At 41.8% G+C, this 18,265-nt stretch carries 18 protein-coding genes; 3 read left to right on the top strand and 15 right to left on the bottom strand.

The genetic code is table 11. From position 1 onward, the window contains the following. Nucleotides 1-94: 94 nt before the first annotated feature. Both secDF and HHO41_RS09760 read right to left on the bottom strand, forming a co-directional pair. Nucleotides 95-2,362, bottom strand: coding sequence for a protein translocase subunit SecDF (gene secDF, locus HHO41_RS09765; protein WP_169097976.1), 2,268 nt, complete (start codon nucleotides 2,360-2,362; stop codon nucleotides 95-97). 204 nt (nucleotides 2,363-2,566) lie between these two features. Then, the gene (locus HHO41_RS09760) at nucleotides 2,567-2,863 is read right to left on the bottom strand and encodes a post-transcriptional regulator (RefSeq protein WP_169097974.1); all 297 of its coding nucleotides are present in this window, start codon (nucleotides 2,861-2,863) and stop codon (nucleotides 2,567-2,569) included. Between the two features lie 130 nt (nucleotides 2,864-2,993). Here HHO41_RS09760 and spoVB point away from each other — a divergent pair, with 130 nt between their 5' ends. After that, a complete protein-coding gene (spoVB, locus tag HHO41_RS09755; RefSeq protein ID WP_169097972.1) occupies nucleotides 2,994-4,556 on the top strand; it encodes a stage V sporulation protein B in 1,563 nt (520 codons plus the stop codon). Nucleotides 4,557-4,604: 48 nt separating this feature from the next. Here spoVB and HHO41_RS09750 read toward each other — a convergent pair whose 3' ends face one another. Next, complete coding sequence (locus HHO41_RS09750; RefSeq protein WP_169097970.1) at nucleotides 4,605-5,264, bottom strand: DUF421 domain-containing protein; 660 nt, start codon at nucleotides 5,262-5,264, stop codon at nucleotides 4,605-4,607. A gap of 197 nt (nucleotides 5,265-5,461) precedes the next feature. On the opposite strand from HHO41_RS09750, the gene HHO41_RS09745 reads away from it, so the two are divergent. Beyond that, a complete protein-coding gene (locus tag HHO41_RS09745) occupies nucleotides 5,462-5,854 on the top strand; it encodes a TIGR04086 family membrane protein (RefSeq protein WP_169097968.1) in 393 nt (130 codons plus the stop codon). A 213-nt stretch (nucleotides 5,855-6,067) separates the two neighbouring features. On the opposite strand, the gene yajC is transcribed toward HHO41_RS09745, so the two are convergent. The 11 genes from yajC to safA all read right to left on the bottom strand — a co-directional run bounded on the left by yajC (nucleotide 6,068) and on the right by safA (nucleotide 16,564). Then, nucleotides 6,068-6,331, bottom strand: a complete 264-nt coding sequence (gene yajC, locus HHO41_RS09740; protein ID WP_169097966.1) for a preprotein translocase subunit YajC — start codon at nucleotides 6,329-6,331, stop codon at nucleotides 6,068-6,070. Nucleotides 6,332-6,360: 29 nt separating this feature from the next. Then, nucleotides 6,361-7,500, bottom strand: a complete 1,140-nt coding sequence (gene tgt / locus HHO41_RS09735) for a tRNA guanosine(34) transglycosylase Tgt (protein WP_169097964.1) — start codon at nucleotides 7,498-7,500, stop codon at nucleotides 6,361-6,363. Between the two features lie 171 nt (nucleotides 7,501-7,671). Next, nucleotides 7,672-8,700 (bottom strand): tRNA preQ1(34) S-adenosylmethionine ribosyltransferase-isomerase QueA, encoded by a 1,029-nt coding sequence (queA, locus tag HHO41_RS09730; RefSeq protein WP_169097961.1) that lies wholly within the window; start codon nucleotides 8,698-8,700, stop codon nucleotides 7,672-7,674. Between the two features lie 85 nt (nucleotides 8,701-8,785). Next, nucleotides 8,786-8,992: a DUF2905 domain-containing protein gene (locus HHO41_RS09725; protein ID WP_169097959.1), complete on the bottom strand. Its 207-nt coding sequence runs from the start codon at nucleotides 8,990-8,992 to the stop codon at nucleotides 8,786-8,788. Then, nucleotides 8,989-9,993 carry a Holliday junction branch migration DNA helicase RuvB gene (gene ruvB, locus HHO41_RS09720; RefSeq protein WP_169097957.1) on the bottom strand — a complete coding sequence of 335 codons (1,005 nt, stop codon included), beginning with the start codon at nucleotides 9,991-9,993 and terminating at the stop codon, nucleotides 8,989-8,991. Before ruvB ends, HHO41_RS09725 begins: the two co-directional genes overlap by 4 nt. 98 nt (nucleotides 9,994-10,091) lie before the next feature. Next, complete coding sequence (gene ruvA, locus HHO41_RS09715) at nucleotides 10,092-10,700, bottom strand: Holliday junction branch migration protein RuvA (protein ID WP_169097955.1); 609 nt, start codon at nucleotides 10,698-10,700, stop codon at nucleotides 10,092-10,094. 580 nt (nucleotides 10,701-11,280) lie between these two features. Beyond that, entirely contained in the window at nucleotides 11,281-11,796 is a 516-nt protein-coding gene (locus HHO41_RS09710; protein ID WP_169097953.1) for a BofC C-terminal domain-containing protein, read from the bottom strand. Nucleotides 11,797-11,975: 179 nt separating this feature from the next. Then, nucleotides 11,976-12,851, bottom strand: a complete 876-nt coding sequence (locus tag HHO41_RS09705) for a YhcN/YlaJ family sporulation lipoprotein (protein WP_169097951.1) — start codon at nucleotides 12,849-12,851, stop codon at nucleotides 11,976-11,978. A gap of 106 nt (nucleotides 12,852-12,957) precedes the next feature. Next, the gene (gene nadE / locus HHO41_RS09700) at nucleotides 12,958-13,701 is read right to left on the bottom strand and encodes an NAD(+) synthase (protein WP_169097949.1); all 744 of its coding nucleotides are present in this window, start codon (nucleotides 13,699-13,701) and stop codon (nucleotides 12,958-12,960) included. Nucleotides 13,702-13,734: 33 nt separating this feature from the next. Next, a complete protein-coding gene (locus tag HHO41_RS09695) occupies nucleotides 13,735-14,709 on the bottom strand; it encodes a phosphotransferase (protein ID WP_169097947.1) in 975 nt (324 codons plus the stop codon). Next, on the bottom strand, nucleotides 14,699-16,564 hold the full coding sequence (safA, locus tag HHO41_RS09690; RefSeq protein ID WP_169097945.1) for a SafA/ExsA family spore coat assembly protein: 1,866 nt from the start codon (nucleotides 16,562-16,564) through the stop codon (nucleotides 14,699-14,701). Before safA ends, HHO41_RS09695 begins: the two co-directional genes overlap by 11 nt. A 204-nt stretch (nucleotides 16,565-16,768) precedes the next feature. On the opposite strand from safA, the gene HHO41_RS09685 reads away from it, so the two are divergent. Then, on the top strand, nucleotides 16,769-17,305 hold the full coding sequence (locus HHO41_RS09685; protein ID WP_169097943.1) for a 3H domain-containing protein: 537 nt from the start codon (nucleotides 16,769-16,771) through the stop codon (nucleotides 17,303-17,305). Between the two features lie 104 nt (nucleotides 17,306-17,409). Here HHO41_RS09685 and pheA read toward each other — a convergent pair whose 3' ends face one another. After that, nucleotides 17,410-18,261 (bottom strand): prephenate dehydratase, encoded by an 852-nt coding sequence (gene pheA, locus HHO41_RS09680; protein WP_169097941.1) that lies wholly within the window; start codon nucleotides 18,259-18,261, stop codon nucleotides 17,410-17,412. Between the last annotated feature and the right edge of the window lie 4 nt (nucleotides 18,262-18,265).

Genomic DNA, 18,265 nt, shown 5'->3' with positions numbered 1-18,265 from the left:
ATGAATGAAAGTGAACAGAGAAAAGCTTATTTTTTCAAAATAAAAAGACAATCCCAACCTGAATCACAGGCTGGGATTGCCGACGTCACCACTACTACACTTGTGGTTGATCTGAACTTTTGCGTTTTACCTTAGCGGTCTGGATAACACCTTTTTTCTTCAGCTCTTTATTTTTCCAAACTACCCATAACTGAGCGGCAATAAATAGTGAAGAATACATACCAGCAATCAACCCGATTAATAGAGCTAATGAGAAATTGCTAATAGCTTCACTACCAAAAATCAATAGGGCTACAACGGTGATAATAACCGTTAACACGGTATTAACGGAACGATTCAATGTTTGACGTAGGCTCGTATTTACAACATCCGCAATATCTGCAGGTGTTTTAAGCCGCTTTTTCTTTTGCATATTTTCACGCATACGGTCAAACGTTACGATTGTATCATTTATCGAATAACCAATGATGGTTAGAATGGCTGCGATAAAGGTTAAGTCCACTTCAAGACGGGTAATGCTAAACACGGTAAGAATTAGAAACGCATCATGAAGCAATGAAACTATGGCTGCCACGGCCATCGACATTTCAAATCGGAGTGATACATAAATAATGATTCCGATTGAAGCAATGATGACTGAGATGATCGCGTTTTTAGCCAATTCTTTACCAACCGTTGGTGAAACAGTTCCAACGTTAGGCTCCGCACCAAACTGATCTTTAAAATGTGATTTCAGCTCTGAAATCTCATCCTTTGCCAACACACCTTTTAATCTCGCAACACCAACATCTTTATTCGTACCTGATAGGACGATATCCTCGGCATCAAGATTAAGAGCCTTCAACTCTTTGTCAATCGCTTCTGCTGTAATCGGCTCTTTTGAGATAACCTCAATTCTCGTACCACTTGAGAAATCAATCGCCAGATTTAATCGGAAAACAATTAAGAAAATAATCCCTAATACTGTTAGAGCCCCTGAGAAAATGAAGAATTTGTTACGAACTTTCACAAAATCAAATCGATCAAATCTTGTCGGTAAATCAATAGTGTCAACATTATCTTTTAAATCGTGAATTTCGTCTTTCTTAACGCCAAACCAGCCTAATTTTTTATTAAACATTTTGCTATGAACTAGTAAAGCCATAAATAAGCGAGTTCCGTATACAGCAGTGATAAAGCTGCATAAAATACTTACGATTAGCATGGTAGCAAAGCCTTTAACAGAGCTGTTTCCGTAGAAAAATAACACCCCTGCTGCAATAATCGTTGTAATATTTGCATCGAAAATGGCGGTTAAGGAATTATGATTACCTGCTTGGAAAGCAGACTTTAACGATTTTCCTACCCTTAATTCCTCTTTTATTCGCTCATAGGTGATGATATTGGCGTCAACTGCCATCCCGACACCCAGAATTAATGCTGCTATACCTGGTAGAGTTAAAACCCCATTCATCCAATCAAACACTAACAAAATTAAATAAATATAAACTGATAGCGTGATACACGCAACTAGTCCAGGTAAACGATAATACAATAGCATGAATAAGAAAATAATCGCTACTCCAACAATTCCAGCATAAACAGTATCGTTTAATGCCTGTTCACCAAATTTCGCACCGACTGACGTTGAATAGATCTCATGGAGTTTAACAGGTAACGCACCGGCATCTAATAATGAAGATAGTGTTTTCGCCTCATCAATTGTAAAATCCCCAACGATAGAAACTTGTTTTGAATTAAAAATTTGACTAACTCTTGGTGCTGAAAGGAATTTTGGATCTTCCTTCGCTATTTCTGTTTTAAAGGAATCCTTTCCTTCTTCAAAATCTAACCAAATAACCAATAAGTTATTTGGGGATCCCATATCGACAATTTCTTTTGTTACGTTCTTAAATTTATCAGCACTTTTTAATGTAATGGATACGCTTGGCTTACCATTTTCATCGAAGGTTTGCTTTGCACCACCTTCGGCCAAATCCGAACCATCCAACATCAAACGATCATTAACATCGCGAAATGATAAATTGGCTTCAGTCGATAATATTTCCCGAGCCTTTTTCTGATCAGTTACACCTGCTAACTGAACACGGATTCTATCTTTTCCCTCGATTTGAATATTTGGCTCACTCACACCTAGGACATTGATCCGTTTGTCCAATGCTTCGGCAGTGCTTGCCAACACATCCTTATCAATTTTCTGTCCTTTCTCAGCTGGCTTTACTTCGTATAAAACCTCAAAGCCACCTTGCAGGTCCAGACCTAGCTTAATTCGGTCAAGGATGCCTTTTGTTGTTGTCCCCATCAACCCTGCAAAAAGCACGATGAGGAGAAGGAAAACCATTATGCGACTCCGTTTTACCATTATGTATAAATCCTCCTTAGTAGAAAAGCGTAAAGCGACTACTAATCAGCAGTATTCCTTGAGCTGATGACGCCTCTTTTGCTAAACAATTAAAAAAACTAAAATAAATCAAGAAAAGTCAGTATTGTCATTATGAAACAGTTAAAAGTGGAAGTCAATTCCACTTTTAAAATGTCAACAAAAGTTAATATTCCGCTAATATTTTTATTTTAACAAGGCCTTACGATCCTCTTCATTATCAAAATCAAAATCAGGTGCTCTAAAGGCTTCAACTGTTGCGAAACTCATAAACTGACCGATCTGAACACCCAAAATATCCTGAATTATTTCATACAGATGGATATCTCCTTTTACCTTTCGCCACTTTTTATTGATTAAAAAACTCCAGACTTCCTGCTCTGACACTTTTTCATAACCAAGTATTTGAAACTCCGATACCTTACTTTTTAACGCTGGGCTTACTAATTCACGAAATTGTTCGTATTCATGACGAATCTCCATTATTTCCCGCCTCCAAGCATAAGTCGATTTAATTTTGTATCAGCGAAACAACTTGTCATGCTTTGTCCACTCTTTTGCATATAGATAATTGTATATGATATCAGCATGTTTGAGAAGGCAGGGAGCCCAGATGTCTAAGTTTTTAAAAGGAACTATTATTCTTTTAATATCAACATTCGTGACCAAGGTATTGGGGTTCATCAATCGGATTGTGATTGCCCGTTTTATTGGTGAAGAAGGCGTCGGGCTGTACATGATGGCCATACCAACCTTTACTCTAGTCATTACCATAACCCAATTGGGTCTGCCTGTAGCTATTTCTAAAAGTGTCGCAGAAGCTGAGACGCAAGGCGATACTAAAAAAATAAAAAAGATACTAATCGTATCCTTATCGATTACGCTTTTACTATCGACCATTTTTACTCCTGCCCTGTTATTGTTAACACCCTACCTAGCAGAAACATTATTCACAGACCCTCGGACCCTTTATCCCCTTCTGGCGATAGCACCAATTGTTCCAATCATCGCCGTATCATCAGTGCTACGCGGATATTTCCAGGGTAAGCAAAACATGAAGCCTACCGCCATCGCTTTAGTTCTTGAACAGGTCATTCGCATCGCGCTAATTGCCACCTTAACAAAAATGTTTTTACCACTTGGAATTGAATATGCGGCCGCAGGAGCTATGTTTGCTTCGGTAATTGGTGAATTGGCATCGCTTATTTATTTATTAACTTCTTTTAAATTAAAAAAGCGTTTTAAGCTTCGGACAAATTTTTTTAGGTTTGTTCACTCAGGAAAACAAACCTTTCATGAACTGATGAGTGTGGCCTTACCAACTACAGGAAGCAGAATGATCGGTTCAGTTGCTTGGTTTTTCGAACCAATCGTTGTCGCCCATAGTCTCGCGATTGCTGGTGTTGCAACAATCGAAGCTACGAAACAATACGGTGCACTGACAGGTTTCGCGATGCCAGTCCTGATGCTCCCTTCGTTCATTACCTTATCGCTTTCCACATCGCTCGTTCCAGCTATTAGTGAGGCCAACTCGAACAATAACAAAAAACTAATCGAACATAGGCTTCAGCAGGCTCTTAGGCTGACCTTCCTGACTGGTGGAATTTCGGTGATTCTCCTGTTTGTGTTGGCAGACCCGCTGATGGAGGTTATGTATGGATCAACAAGCGGCTCTAGTTTTATTAAAATTATGGCCCCGTTTTTCTTATTTTATTATTATCAGGGACCACTTCAAGCAGTCCTGCAAGCCTTGAATTTAGCACGAGCGGCCATGATAAACAGCTTAATTGGTTCGGTTGTAAAAACTGGGGTTATTTTTCTGCTGGCAAGTCAGCCTAGCTTTGGTATAAAAGGTGCTGCCTTAGGGATTATTACCGGCTTTGTGCTTGTTACTTTCCTTCATTTCGCAACGGTATTGAAGACTATTTCATTTTCATTTTATGTTCGGGAATATGTAAAAACTTTTATTGTCATCGGAATCACATGCTGGTGCGGCTTCTGGCTCTTGAAACATTTCTCGTTTCAAGTTCCACTTGGCATTAAATTATTAATTACGGCAACTTTAATCTCATTGTTGTACACGATTCTCCTGTTTGCATTCAAATTGGTACACAAAGAAGATGTTCGCTGGATTCCTTGGATAGGAAACCCCATCGCCAAATGGATATTCCGTTAAGGATTTGAAGTTAGCAGTAATTTTACTGATCATTTTTTGCCAGCAGTCTCAATGTTCATCCATTACATCTATAAAAAATTCACCGTCTTGATAGCTGCAAAAGGAGATGGCTTTCGGATTGTCAAAGCCGCGCTGCTTGAGTTGCTGACGGAGCCAAAGGTTCGTTTGATGCATATTCTGGAGGTTTTCTTCGATGATTTCACCGTCCATAATGAGTGGAATCGTGAAGCCTCCCTCTCTTTCTTTTTCATTATCAGTGTTTTTTTCGAGCACTGACAGCTTTCCAGACGATTCTAGGATGGCAAATTCAACATTGGCGATACTGCGGATATTCTGCTCTCTTAATTGCAGCAAAAGGTCATCAAAATTATAACGCTGCTTTCTCATCGCCTTTTCATCAATTTTTCCATTTCTAATAATGATGGATGGCTGTCCATCAATGAGATTACGAAACCTTTTACTTTTTAAAGATAGAAAAGCAAAGATTATTTGAATTGCCATTAATAATATCATTGGAACTACCGATCGAAGCATGGAATCATCCGTCTTATCAATCGATAGTGCTGCTAATTCAGCTATCATCATAAAAACTACTAAATCTAACAAACTTAATTCACCGATTTCGCGCTTTCCCATCAGTCGAAACATCAATAAAATGAGCAAATACAATAGAATTGTGCGCGTGATAATGATGATATATTCTTCCATTCTTTGCCCCTCCCTGACTTGAACAAACTTAGTTTGTGTAAAGATTGGAAAATCATAATTCCATTTGTGTATTTCCATTAATTATCAGAAATATAAATCTCTGATTCTAATCCGAAAGTTCCGTGAATATGCTTGTACTAGCAAATAATGAAATCCAATAGACCTAAATGACCTCTATTGGGAAAAGAAGGGAGAGGTTGAACATCGGATCCAAACAATTTGGCTTAGCTGTTTTACACGGCTTAATCGCCATTTTTCTATTGGAAATTGTAGGTAGCTTAATTTTTTCCCTCATTCTAAAATTTTCGTCAGTACAGGAATCCGGTTTACAGGTTATTATTACGGCCGCCTCATTTGTAGCCATATTTGCAGGAGGGTTTATTTCTGGGGGGAAAGGAAAGGAAAAGGGCTGGATGCTTGGAGGCTTAACCGGCTTGCTTTATTCGATGGTAATCTTCCTGTTCCAGTATCTTGGCTACGATCGTCTCTTTGACCAGCAGCAAATCATCTATCATACCTGCTTTATGCTCATAGCCATGATGGGTGGAATATTAGGAGTGAATATGTCATCTAAATCGAGAAGTGCATAGACAACGAAAAGCGTAAGGCGCCCGCATATCGGCGACAAGCACAAGGCGAGCCGGCCGGAAGGTTGCTTTTTACCTTCTGGACGGATTGACTTGTGACCTCGAGCCGATGGCGCCTGGAGCTAGACACTAAGACTAGTTCAAAACTTTTACTATTTTATACAAAAAAAGGAAGCGAGCATATTTGCTCGCTTCCTTTTTATTATTTATTTTCAATTACTTTTCAATTACTTCACGAATTGCATTACGGTCGTATGTTAGACGGCTTCCGTCACCACATTTAATGACGACTGTTGCTTCATCCAATGAATCAACAAATCCATGAAGGCCGCCAATTGTCACAACCTTGTCCCCTTTTTTCAGGTCACTTTGCATTTGTGTTACAGCCTTTTGTTTCTTCTGTTGAGGACGAATTAACAAAAAGTAAAACAAAGCAAACATTAATACTAACGGTCCAACTGTTCCTAATAGGTTTTCCAAACTATTTCAGCTCCTTTACTTGTTAGCAATTAAAAGTTCTTTGCATCGGGCTTGTTGAAGCCGTATTTTTCAAAAAACTCTTCTCTAAAGTCACCTAAGCGATCTTCACGAATCGCTTGTCTGACCTCATCCATCAATTTTATCAGAAAATGTAGGTTATGATAAGACGTTAAACGTATTCCGAATGTTTCGTCACATCGGATTAAGTGGCGAATGTAGGCTCTTGAGTAATTTTTACAAGTATAGCAATCGCAATTTGGATCCAATGGTCCGAAATCCTTAGCGTATTTGGCATTCTTTACAACCAAACGGCCTTCACTTGTCATTAATGTACCATTTCGGGCAATTCTAGTTGGCAAGACGCAATCGAACATATCAACACCGCGTATCGCACCGTCAATCAATGAATCCGGTGAACCAACACCCATTAAGTATCTTGGTTTATTCGTTGGCAATAATGGTGTCGTGAATTCAAGGACACGATTCATGACATCCTTCGGTTCTCCAACTGATAATCCACCAATTGCATAGCCTGGGAAGTCAAGTGAAGTCAGGTCTTTGGCACTTTGGCGGCGCAGTTCTTCAAACTCTCCACCTTGGACAATCCCAAATAAGCCTTGATCCTCTGGACGCTTATGGGCCTTTAAGCAGCGCTCGGCCCAACGCGACGTGCGTTCAACAGACTTTTGCATATATTCAAATGTAGCTGGGAACGGTGGACACTCATCAAAGGCCATCATAATATCCGAGCCTAAATCATTCTGAATTTCCATCGCCTTTTCTGGTGAAAGAAATAGTTTATCGCCATTTAAATGATTGCGGAAGTGGACGCCTTCCTCCTCAATTTTGCGAAATTCGCTTAAGCTGAATACTTGGAAGCCACCAGAATCAGTTAAGATAGCCCGGTCCCAATTCATAAAATTATGAAGGCCCCCTGCCGCTTTAACGATTTCATTACCTGGGCGCAGCCAGAGATGATAGGTGTTACTTAAAATAATTCCTGCTCCCATCGCTTTAAGCTCTTCTGGAGACATGGTTTTAACGGTCGCTAATGTGCCAACCGGCATAAATACTGGAGTTTCAAACGAACCATGCGGTGTATGAACCCGCCCTAGTCTCGCCCCTGTTTGTTTACATGTTTTAATTAATTCATAACGAATCGCAGACAATTGCTTGTCCTCCTTTATTAAGAAAAGCGCAAACGCCTTGCTCAGGGGCGACAGGCACAAGGCAAGCACTGCAGGAAATCCTGATTTCCGGAAGGGCTTGCCTTGTGACCCCGAGCCCCTAGGCGTTTGCGCTAGACACTAATCTAAGTTCAATTTGTTTTTTTATCAAAACTAGAGTATTAACATCGCATCACCAAAACTAAAGAAGCGGTAGCGTTCGCTGACAGCGAGATTGTAAGCTGCTAGGACATGTTCACGCCCAGCGAGCGCACTTATCAACATAATTAATGTTGATTTTGGCAAATGGAAATTCGTCACCATGCCATCAATCGCCTTAAACTGATAACCTGGATAAATGAAAATATTCGTCCACCCTGTTGAAGCAACAAAGCTCCCTTCATTGGCAGAAGCAATCGTTTCTAATGTCCGTGTCGACGTTGTTCCAACGGAAATAATCCGTCCGCCTGATGCGCGCACCTGATTCAATAATTGGGCAGTCTCTTGTGACATTTGATAGTATTCTGCATGCATTTCATGTTCATTGATATCATCAACACTAACTGGACGGAATGTGCCAAGACCAACATGAAGCGTGATGAAGGCAAGCTTCACACCTTTTGCTTGTAATTCTTCCAACAATTCTTTTGTAAAATGAAGACCAGCTGTTGGAGCTGCAGCAGAGCCTCTTTCCTTCGCGTATACAGTTTGATACCGATCACGATCCTCGAGCTGCTCCTTAATATATGGTGGCAGCGGCATCTCCCCCAACGAGTCGAGCACTTCGTAAAAAATACCATCATATTTAAATTCAAGCGTTCGGCCACCATGGTCGCTCGTGCCTACGCAAACAGCCGTAAGACGTCCGTCGCCGAAGCTAATGTGTGTACCTTCTTTAATCCGTTTTGCCGGCTTCACCAATGTCTCCCATTGGTCACCTTTTTCATGCTTTAACAACAAAACTTCAACATGTGCACCCGTTTCTACTTTTGTTCCGTAAAGTCGGGCAGGCAAAACCTTTGTATCATTTAAAACTAAACAATCACCAGGTCGGAAAAACTCAGCAATATTTTTAAATATTTCATGCTTTACCGCACCCGTTTCCTTATCCAAAACCATCAGGCGACTGTCGGTCCGATTGACAAGCGGGACCTGAGCAATCAACTCCTCCGGTAAATCAAAATCAAACAAATCAACTTTCATGTATGGTCACCTTAACCTCTAACATTCTTTAATAATTTTCTGGAGCTTTCTAAAATCCTGCTGCACTCGTTGTTCACTTTAGCTTCTACCGAAAACGGCCAATGACATAAAAAATGACCGATAGCAAAACGCTAAGCAAAATAGACGTCACCATTGGAAAATAAAACGTTGTATTTCCCTTTTTTATCACGATGTCGCCTGGCAGCTTTCCTAAGTGGATAAAATTCATCAAAAAGCCGATGACAAAAATGATTGCTCCAATCATCATAACGGTTTTTGCTATACCTGTCATTTTTTATCAGGCACCTCCAGATCAAAATGACGATATACAAGATCGGTCACAACTCTACCGCGCGGAGTCCGCTGTAAAAAGCCAATCTGCAAAAGATATGGCTCATAAACATCCTCAATGGTTGTCGACTCCTCACCAATTGAGGCGGCAATCGTGTCCAATCCTACCGGACCACCTCGAAATCTTTCAATGATCCCCATAAGTAATTTATGGTCAATATGATCAAGACCTAAACGGTCAACTTGCAATCTCTGGAGGGATTCGTTGGCAATAATGAGGTCTATGTGTCCCGTTCCACGCACTTGGGCAAAATCCCGCACCCTTCTGAGGAGCCGATTGGCAATCCGTGGCGTCCCTCGTGAGCGGCGCCCAATTTCCTCAGCAGCCAGCGGTTCAATTTCAGTATCCAGTATTTCCGCAGTTCTTGTGACAATATCAGTGAGTTGCTCGACCGTGTAGTATTCAAGTCGACCATGGACACCAAAACGGTCACGCAATGGCGCCGAAATGGAACCCGCTCTTGTTGTCGCTCCCACTAACGTAAACGGCGGCAAATCAAGTCGGACTGAACGAGCACTTGGTCCTTTACCAATCACGATATCTAGACAAAAATCTTCCATTGCCGGGTAAAGCACCTCTTCAATTGAACGTTGAAGGCGATGGATTTCATCAATAAAAAGTACATCGCCGGGCTCAAGCGAAGTAAGAATAGCAGCTAAATCACCAGGCCGTTCAATCGCCGGACCAGAGGTGGTACGAATATTTACGCCCATTTCGTTAGCAATAATCGTTGCAAGGGTGGTTTTACCAAGCCCTGGAGGTCCATACAGGAGAACATGGTCAAGTGTCTCTTGGCGAAGTTTTGCTGCTTTGATAAAGATATCAAGATTTTCTTTGATTTTATTTTGCCCAATATATTGGGTTAACGTTTGCGGCCGTAAGCTTTGCTCATAGGAATCATCCCGGTCGTCCGCTTCGGCAGAAATAAGTCTTTCATCCATGAGTACTCTCACCCTTTTTATCAGTCAAACTTCTATTTCAGGATGTTAGGCAGTGTTGATTCAGTTCTTTCACCTTACTCCCTTATCGAGTCAAACTTTTATTTTAACAGTTTTTGCAGGGCTTTCTTTATGTATTGATCCGTCGAAAGCTGTTCTTTTTGCAGCTCGGGAGCAATTTTTCTAATTTCCTTATCGGAATAACCGAGTGCTTTCAGCGCAAGCTCTGCTTCTTCCCATTCTGCTAATGATGGCTTTCCGAAGCGATCTTCTCCTGCAGTGAATAGGTCTGGGAAGTAGTCTGGCACTACGGCCTGCAGCTTTCCTTTCAAGTCTAAAATCATTTGTCGTGCCGTTTTCTTGCCAACTCCTGGGAATTTTATCAGGAATGCCTCATCTTCACTTTCAATTGCGGCAATCACCTGTTCCGGATTTCCCGAAGCGAGAATGGCCAGCGCTCCTTTCGGCCCAATCCCTGATACGTTTAATAGCTTCGTAAATAACACTTTTTCTTCTTTCGTTTGAAAACCATATAGCGCCATCATATCTTCGCGCACATAGTGGTAGGTGTAGATTCTGATTTCCTGCCCAATTTGTCTTGAAAAAGCAAACGGATTGGGGGTAATAATTTGAAAGCCGATTCCCTGATTTTCAACGACAATATATTCTGGTCCAACTAATTCAATGCTGCCTTTTATGTATTCAAACAAATGTTTTCTCTCCTCAATTTTTCACTGTTACTCATTGTATCATATCATTTTTCGCAGGATGAACAAAAATGTTATTGTCGGAAAAGTTATTCGGTTTGTGTGGTCAGAAGTGGGGTGAGGTACGCTTGATTGTGGCGAAGACTCGAAGATTTTGATTACCTTCTTCGGATACTAGCTCTTTGGTTACTGCTTTTGTCTTTTTGCAAGGCTCGCGGTCACTATTCACTCTCTTTGGTTACCACTTTTTCGTGACGCTGAATTTTTGGGCATCAATCTGCCACTTTGATTCCCGTTTTTTCGTAGCGCTAAATTTTTGGGCATCAATCAGGCTCTTTGGTTCCCATTTTTTCGTGGCGCTGGATTTTTGGGCATTAATCACCCTCTTTGATTCCCATTTTTTCGTGACGCTGGATTTTTGGGCATCAATCGCTCTCTTTGATTACCGTTTTTCTACGACTCCAGAATTTTGGGCATCAATCGAGCTCTTTCGTTCCAATTTTTCCATCACTACGATTTTCCGGGCACAATTCACAATTACACAACAAAGGCTGAACCTCACATCGAGTTCAGCCATGCCCTACTATTCATATTTTGTATATGGCTTGAAGGTTTCCAATACCTGTTGATAGCGATCTTTAGTTTTGATGGGAATGCCCTTCATGAGCTGCTGCTTTTTGCGGCTTTCTAATTTCCCAACATCAATTTGATAGAACGAATGGATGATTTTTGAGTGTTTTGGCTTCCCGTTAAATATTGTCAAAATGCCTTCATCGGTTATCCCGAAATAGCCGTTTGCTTTTAAGAGCGGGGAAATGTCATCGAAACATAAGCGAAATACAAGCTTGCTATCTTGCTTGTCGATCAACTGCCATTGCTCATACCTTTCTTGAATCTCATGCATTGAGTTGGCCGTTTCAGTTATGACCTCTTCACTCATATCTCCATCTAAATATACCCGCTGTAAAACAATCGTCACCTTTTGCTTTGTTGCTGCCAAATGTCTTGGTAGTTCCTTGGCTGACCCGATTTCTTGGTTGAAAAATAACAACAGAAAGCTGGCTGCGACGGCAATTATCACGGACATTCTGGCATTCATAGAGACCACCTCTTTTAATAATAGGAAACCAGCAAACATGAACTTCACGTGTATAGCATGACCATCTCAAGAAAAATTATCCGTTTCGATAAAACGAACATTATCACACCGCAGCACTCCAATAGCAAAAACAAAGCAGAACCTCAAATACATCGGGTTCTGCTTTGCTGTAAATTCGCTTATCGCGCTTGATTTAAGTTACCAGATCGAAGCATATTTCGAATTTCCTGGTTGTCCTGGTCACGGTAGCCATTTTGTTCCGACATACTTCGCATCCGTTGAAAACTGCCTCGGTCGGTAACAATGGTTATCGTTCGGCCATTGACGTATGGTTTAACGACATCCTCAATCTTTTTTCTTGTTTTAGCCGCATCAAGATAAGAACCCATATCAACAGCAATGACAACTCGATTATTATTTACAACGGTTTGTACCCTTTTTACATTAGGTACAGCTGCTACCGTTTTATTCAACTGATTCATTAAACTTGCATCATTGGCTGGATTTGGCGTACTCATAATGCTCGCTTGATTGCCATCCGTTTTACGGTCAGTATTTTTTCCAAAATTGTTATTGGCTCCGTCTCCAGTCATGACCCTATTATTGTTGGTACCATAAATGCCATCACGATTATAATCCGTTGTGGATCTTAACGTACTGGCACGGTTGCCATCCAAATGGCCATGATAGTTGGCATCACTACGACTAAAGCGATTGTCTCGCTCAAAAAAATTACGGTCCGTGTTCGCTAATGGTCGCGTTGGATTCTTCGGATTACCATTTTCGTCCTTCACCTCGAGGTATTGTTGACGGTCATTACGACTGTTTGTCCCCTCTGTCCCTAGTGAGTGGTCCATAATTTCTATTAGCGGACCATCATTATCGTCTAAAATCTGTACATTACCACCATTCTTGTGATTTTCATTGGAGTAATACCCAAATGGCTGAACTCGGTTGGTGTTGCGGTCCTGCATGGCAGACTCATCATTACCGCAGCCTGCTAGCCCTATTGACAAAAAGCCAATAACAGGAATTAGGAAACGTTTTGTATGCAAACGAAAAACCCCCCTCGGCTAACATATGAGCACGAAGCTCACCATTAGCTTGTGTGCAAGGTGGGGTTTTCATAACTGTTAATATTGCCCGAGAACGCTGTGCAGACTAGTTGAATTTTGGTGGAGCAGCCGCAAGATTGCGTTTGTGTTCGGAAATTCGGTGAAGGCGATCAATGATTTGGCGATCTTTTTCAGGAATCTCTTCTCCCTGTAAAAATCGATCAATCATATCATAGGTCGTTCCCATTTCATTCTCATCGGTTTGGCCCTCCCACAGACCTGCGCTTGGTGCCTTCGTGATGACTCCCTCTGGGACGCCTAAAGCTCTTGCCAGCTCCCGAACTTGCCCCTTCGTAAAATGGACTAGCGGCACTAAGTCAACACCACCATCTCCATATTTTGTAAAATAACCAGTATGCCATTCAGCAGCATTATCAGTTCCAACTACTAAATAGCCAAAATTGTTTGCGATCGCATATAGCGTTGTCATTCTGAGACGAGCACGGGTATTGGCATCACCAAGTTTGGCGCGATCCTCATTCCAAGCATCAGCTTGCTTTAACTGCTCCTCAACTGTAGAAAATAAAGCTTGATGGGTCCCAGTTAATTCGATTTCGACATGCTTGATGCCACAGCTTTCAATTACACTTAGAGCATCTTCGCGGTCCTTCGGGTTGCTCTTTAACGGCATAATCACACCTAGTGAATCATTTGGGAATGCTCTTTTAATCAAATGAGTAACAACAGCGGAATCGATTCCACCGCTTACCCCAACGATTAATCCTTTTGTACCACTTTCCTCGACCTTTTGCTGAAGCCATTGGACGAGCTTACTAATCGCTTGTTCCATCTTTTACTTCCTTTCAGCTGCAATATTTTCTTGTTATTTTACCACATTCTTTAGCTCTTTAACGAATTGTTGTCGCAGATGAAATTGCTTCGACGTCAATTCAATAACGGGAATGAGTTTTTTAGGGCGTTGGTAAGCTCGACTTTTGATAATTCGATTCCATTCTCGAAAAATATCAGTAGGGTACATGAGCGCATACAAAAACGCACGATGCTGTAAATAGTGCTGAAACTGAGAATATTGTGTGAGATTATCAAGCGACCAGTTCAAGTATGGAAGAATCCGATTAGCATACTGAAGCAAATCGGCGCTCTCATGACCGATTGCGATTAAGTCAAAATCAATTAGATTTAGCTTTCCCGATTTTGATTTTAAAAAATTATGATGAGCAACGTCACCATGCAAAATGGCAAGTTTTGAATCATCACCAAATTCTTGGTTCTCTAGCTGCAAGCCAGACAGGGATATATTTCCCCAGTCGAGCAATTCTTTGAGCATGAAATCAGGCAGATAGTTAGCAATGATAGGTTGATTTTTCAAAAATTGACGTGATCGTTCGATCCACTTTTCAAGCAAGTTAAATGAGGGAAGTGTTTGCTCAAAGCTTTTGACAAATTTTTTTGTCGTGAAATGATATGAACGGAGTAGCTCTAAACCTGCGATGCGATTGTTTTCACTTTGATACGTAAACGTTTCGCGGTGAGGCTCTAAGTATTCAATCCAGCCCCAATATTTATGATTATAAGTGATTGGATTTTCTGAAAAACGCAGAAATGAGTAGGTTTGCAAAAATCCTTGTTTTTTCAGTGTTGCTGTAAAGACCTCCTGTAATCGCAAACGCTGATAGGATGAATACCCCTTTAAAATATAAGGTCGACGATCCGTTTCGATAAAATAAACATTGTCCCGAAGTTGCTTTACTTTTAAAACCGTAAAAGGAACCGACTTGTTTAAAATGGAAAGGAGACGATTATTGAATACATCGTCTCCAAATGTTCTAGCCTTCATATTCACTGCTTTCCTCACGACTTTGATAATCCATTGGATTACCTGCAAATGGATTCAGATATTGCTGTTGTCCGTAAAAGGGTGAGTATACCTGGCCAGCCTGCGGAAAATATGGTGCTCCATCTCCTCGGAACTGTTGCCCCTGTGGCACTTGGCCTCCTGACATTGGGCCTGCTCCTTGCGGGAACGATGTCATTGGGCCTCCTGGCATCTGTCCTGCTCCTTGCGGGAACGATGTCATTGGGCCTCCTGGCATTGGACCTGCTCCTTGCGGGAACGATGACATCGGGCCTCCTGGCATTGGGCCTGCTCCTTGCGGGAAGGTTGCCATTGGGCCTCCTGGCATTGGGCCTGCTCCTTGCGGGAAGGTCGGCATTGGGCCTCCTGGCATTGGGCCTGCTCCTTGCGGGAAGGTTGCCATTGGGCCCTGTGATGGCAATGGAGCCCCACCCATTGGGAAGGTTGGATAGCCCATTGGTGTCATCGGTACACCACCTTCAAACATTTCAGGAGATCCTTGTGAAAATGGCATTCCTTGTGGAAAAGCATGCATACCTCCGCCAATTGGTACATTAGAACCACCACAGCCGCAATCTTTTGTACCTGCTACTGGTGGTGGGTTGAATGACCCCATTGCAGCTGTTTGTGAATATGGCTGTTCCATCATTTCTGGTGATTCCCACATTCCTTGCATCGGTTGCCCGCCTTGCATTGGATAAAATGGCATTCCTTGAGGCGCACCATATCCAAATGGCATTTGTCCCGGTGGTAGTCCAGTACCTGGAAGTACAGGTGAAATTGGATATAATGGTCCACCCATAGGTAGCTGTTGCTGTCCGCCTGGAACCCCTTGACCCATTGGCATTTGTCCCGGTGGTAATCCCGATCCTGGAAGCACAGGCGAAATTGGATATAATGGTCCTTCCATTGGCAGCTGCTGTGCACCTGGATTCTCTTGACCGAATGGCATTTGTTGACTCATCAATAATTGTGGGTCCTGTACTCCAGCCACTTGCGGTGCCTGTTGCATTGGTTGCATTGGCGGCATAAATGATGATGATTCATCAATGTTATACGGCATTCCAGTTGGTGCTACACCAGTTGGCGGTGAGAACATTCCTTGAGTTTGCGGGAATGGTTGAGCCTGTTGAAAAGGCATATTAGGCAGTCCAGATCCCGGCAGCACTGGTGAAATTGGATACATATAACCTGGTGGGCAAGGGAACATCGGTTGGACACACTCCTCTTGAATAGGTTGTGGTACAGGCATTTGTATCGGGCTTTCAACTGGTTCTTCTTTTGGTGGTGGCGGAGCTGGTTGCTCCATTTTTACGTTTGCCATATTCATCATGTAATAATTGTTAATATCCATTTCTGGAATGACTGGAAGAGGCATTTTTGGAATGAAAGGTTGTTTTGGAACCTCTTTGATTGGAGCTTCTTTAATAGGTTGTTCTTTTACGATTGGTTGTTCTTTTACAATTGGCTGTTCCTTAACGATTGGTTGCTCTTTTACAATTGGCTGTTCCTTAACAATTGGTTGCTCTTTTACAATTGGCTTTTCCTTGATAATTGGTTGCTCTTTAACAATTGGTTTTTGCTGCACGATTGGTTTTTCTTTGGCAATTGGCATTTCCTTTTTAGCGCCCATATTGATTTTGGCCGGCGCTCCTCCGATCGGGGCTTCCTTCTTAATCGTTCCCCCTGTTGTTGGAACTTTTATTTTCATACCGGGCATGATCATATCAGGGTTGCTGAGCTGGTTGTTTAATTTCTTCAGCTCTTCAAAATTCACGCCGTACTTCTTGGCGATTTTCCAAAGAGTATCACCTTTCTGTACGATATGGATCTTCACACTGATTCCCCTCCTAAGGTGGCATAAGTCCATACATTGTATGTCGAAGTGGGCAATTTGCTATTCATCCACACAAAAATTTATTAATTTTAGTAAATCATATGAGTTATTGCGTTTTTTCATTACTTTTTGCAGGAATCAGGTTAGATGTCCCAGTAATTCTATGATAAAATGGGGAATCATCAGAGGGTAAGGTGAGCAAATGTGAAGGAACAGAAAAAAATTTTAGGCGAAGAACGACGGACCTTGCTTCTTAATCTACTCAAAAAAAGTAATCAGCCTATTACCGGCAGTGAATTAGCCGCAAAAACAAAAGTGTCCAGACAGGTAATCGTCGGTGATATTACGATTTTAAAAGCAAAAAAGGAACCAATTATTGCGACCAGCATGGGTTATTTATATCTCCACCAGCCTGGACTTGAGAAAGTGATGGAGCGTACCATTGCAGTTTCGCACCAACGCGAGCGGACTGAGGAGGAGTTAAATATATTGGTCGACCACGGTGTTACCGTAAAGGATGTACGGATTGAGCATCCCGTCTATGGAGATTTAACAGCGTCGATTATGGTGTCAACTCGTAATGATGTTAAGCATTTTATGGAAAAGATTCGTGCAACGAAGGCTGCCTATTTGTCAGAACTGACGAATGGAATTCATTTACATACGATTACAGCTTCTTCTGAGGATGCCTTGGACAATGCCGTTGCAGCGTTAAAGCAGGGTGGATTTTTAATGGAGTAAAAGAGTGCAGCAAGCTTGTTGCGCTCTTTTTGTTTTGAAAATGAAAATTTGCATTTACCACAAAAAAGAGCTCGCATCAGCACGATGCGAGCTCTTTTTCATATTTATTTGAGATTAAAAACAGGATAGCTTCCTAATAAATTCACACCACAGCCGACAGCTTCGAGCTCAGCAATCGCACCAGGAAGAAGCACCTCGTCCATTTTCATTGCGATATCGATGATAAAGAAATAATTGCCTAATCCGGTCTTCGATGGTCGAGATTCAATTTTCGATAAATTGAGCTTGCGCCATGCAAATGCGGATAAAACTGTATGTAATACACCTGGATGGTCGGAAGGAAGAGTCACCATCAGCGAAGTTTTATAACCGACAAAGTAAGAGCGGTCTTCGGATAACTCCAAAGGCTGCTTCGCTAGGATGATAAAACTCGTGTGATTAAATGGTAAGTCGTGAATATCTGGCTGTACAATCGTTAGACCATACTCTTTCGCGGCCAACTCGTTGGCAATTGCGGCAGCTTTTATTTCCGGATGCTCAATAATAAATTGGGCAGCAGCAGCTGTCGAAGTCGTATTTTCACAGAAAACGCCTTTAAACTCTTTATGTAAAAACTTATGACATTGCGCGATTGCATGGGAATGACTCATAATTCGATCCGTTTCACGCCAGTTCGCGGCATTATCAGGATGAACCATAAAATGCTGGCGAATCGGTACCCGGATTTCTCCCAAGATTGGTAAATCTACTTCATGCACTAAATAATCAAGCGTAATATTAACTGAGCCCTCAAGCGCATTCTCTAGCGGAACAACCGCAACATCCACTTCCCCATCGACCACTGCATCCATACACGATGGAATCGTGATGTACGGAACCCCAGTGTCGTCTGGAAACATGTTGCGCACCGCTATGTCTGTGAACGTCGCTCGCGGACCCAAATATCCTACCTTCACGTTT

The organism is Bacillus sp. DNRA2 (assembly GCF_012843265.1).
Classification (GTDB): domain Bacteria; phylum Bacillota; class Bacilli; order Bacillales; family Cytobacillaceae; genus Bacillus_BU.
The sequence above is the reverse complement of the archived record's forward strand: the minus strand, read 5'-3'. Positions and strand labels throughout refer to the sequence as shown.

Excerpts from the sequence above, each read along its gene's own strand:
- secDF (WP_169097976.1), bottom strand. The coding sequence starts at position 2,362 with ATGGTAAAACGGAGTCGCATAATGGTTTTCCTTCTCCTCATCGTGCTT.
- HHO41_RS09760 (WP_169097974.1), bottom strand. The coding sequence starts at position 2,863 with ATGGAGATTCGTCATGAATACGAACAATTTCGTGAATTAGTAAGCCCA.
- spoVB (WP_169097972.1), top strand. The coding sequence starts at position 2,994 with ATGTCTAAGTTTTTAAAAGGAACTATTATTCTTTTAATATCAACATTC.
- HHO41_RS09750 (WP_169097970.1), bottom strand. The coding sequence starts at position 5,264 with ATGGAAGAATATATCATCATTATCACGCGCACAATTCTATTGTATTTG.
- queA (WP_169097961.1), bottom strand. The coding sequence starts at position 8,700 with ATGAAAGTTGATTTGTTTGATTTTGATTTACCGGAGGAGTTGATTGCT.
- HHO41_RS09725 (WP_169097959.1), bottom strand. The coding sequence starts at position 8,992 with ATGACAGGTATAGCAAAAACCGTTATGATGATTGGAGCAATCATTTTT.
- ruvB (WP_169097957.1), bottom strand. The coding sequence starts at position 9,993 with ATGGATGAAAGACTTATTTCTGCCGAAGCGGACGACCGGGATGATTCC.
- HHO41_RS09710 (WP_169097953.1), bottom strand. The coding sequence starts at position 11,796 with ATGAATGCCAGAATGTCCGTGATAATTGCCGTCGCAGCCAGCTTTCTG.
- nadE (WP_169097949.1), bottom strand. The coding sequence starts at position 13,701 with ATGGAACAAGCGATTAGTAAGCTCGTCCAATGGCTTCAGCAAAAGGTC.
- HHO41_RS09695 (WP_169097947.1), bottom strand. The coding sequence starts at position 14,709 with ATGAAGGCTAGAACATTTGGAGACGATGTATTCAATAATCGTCTCCTT.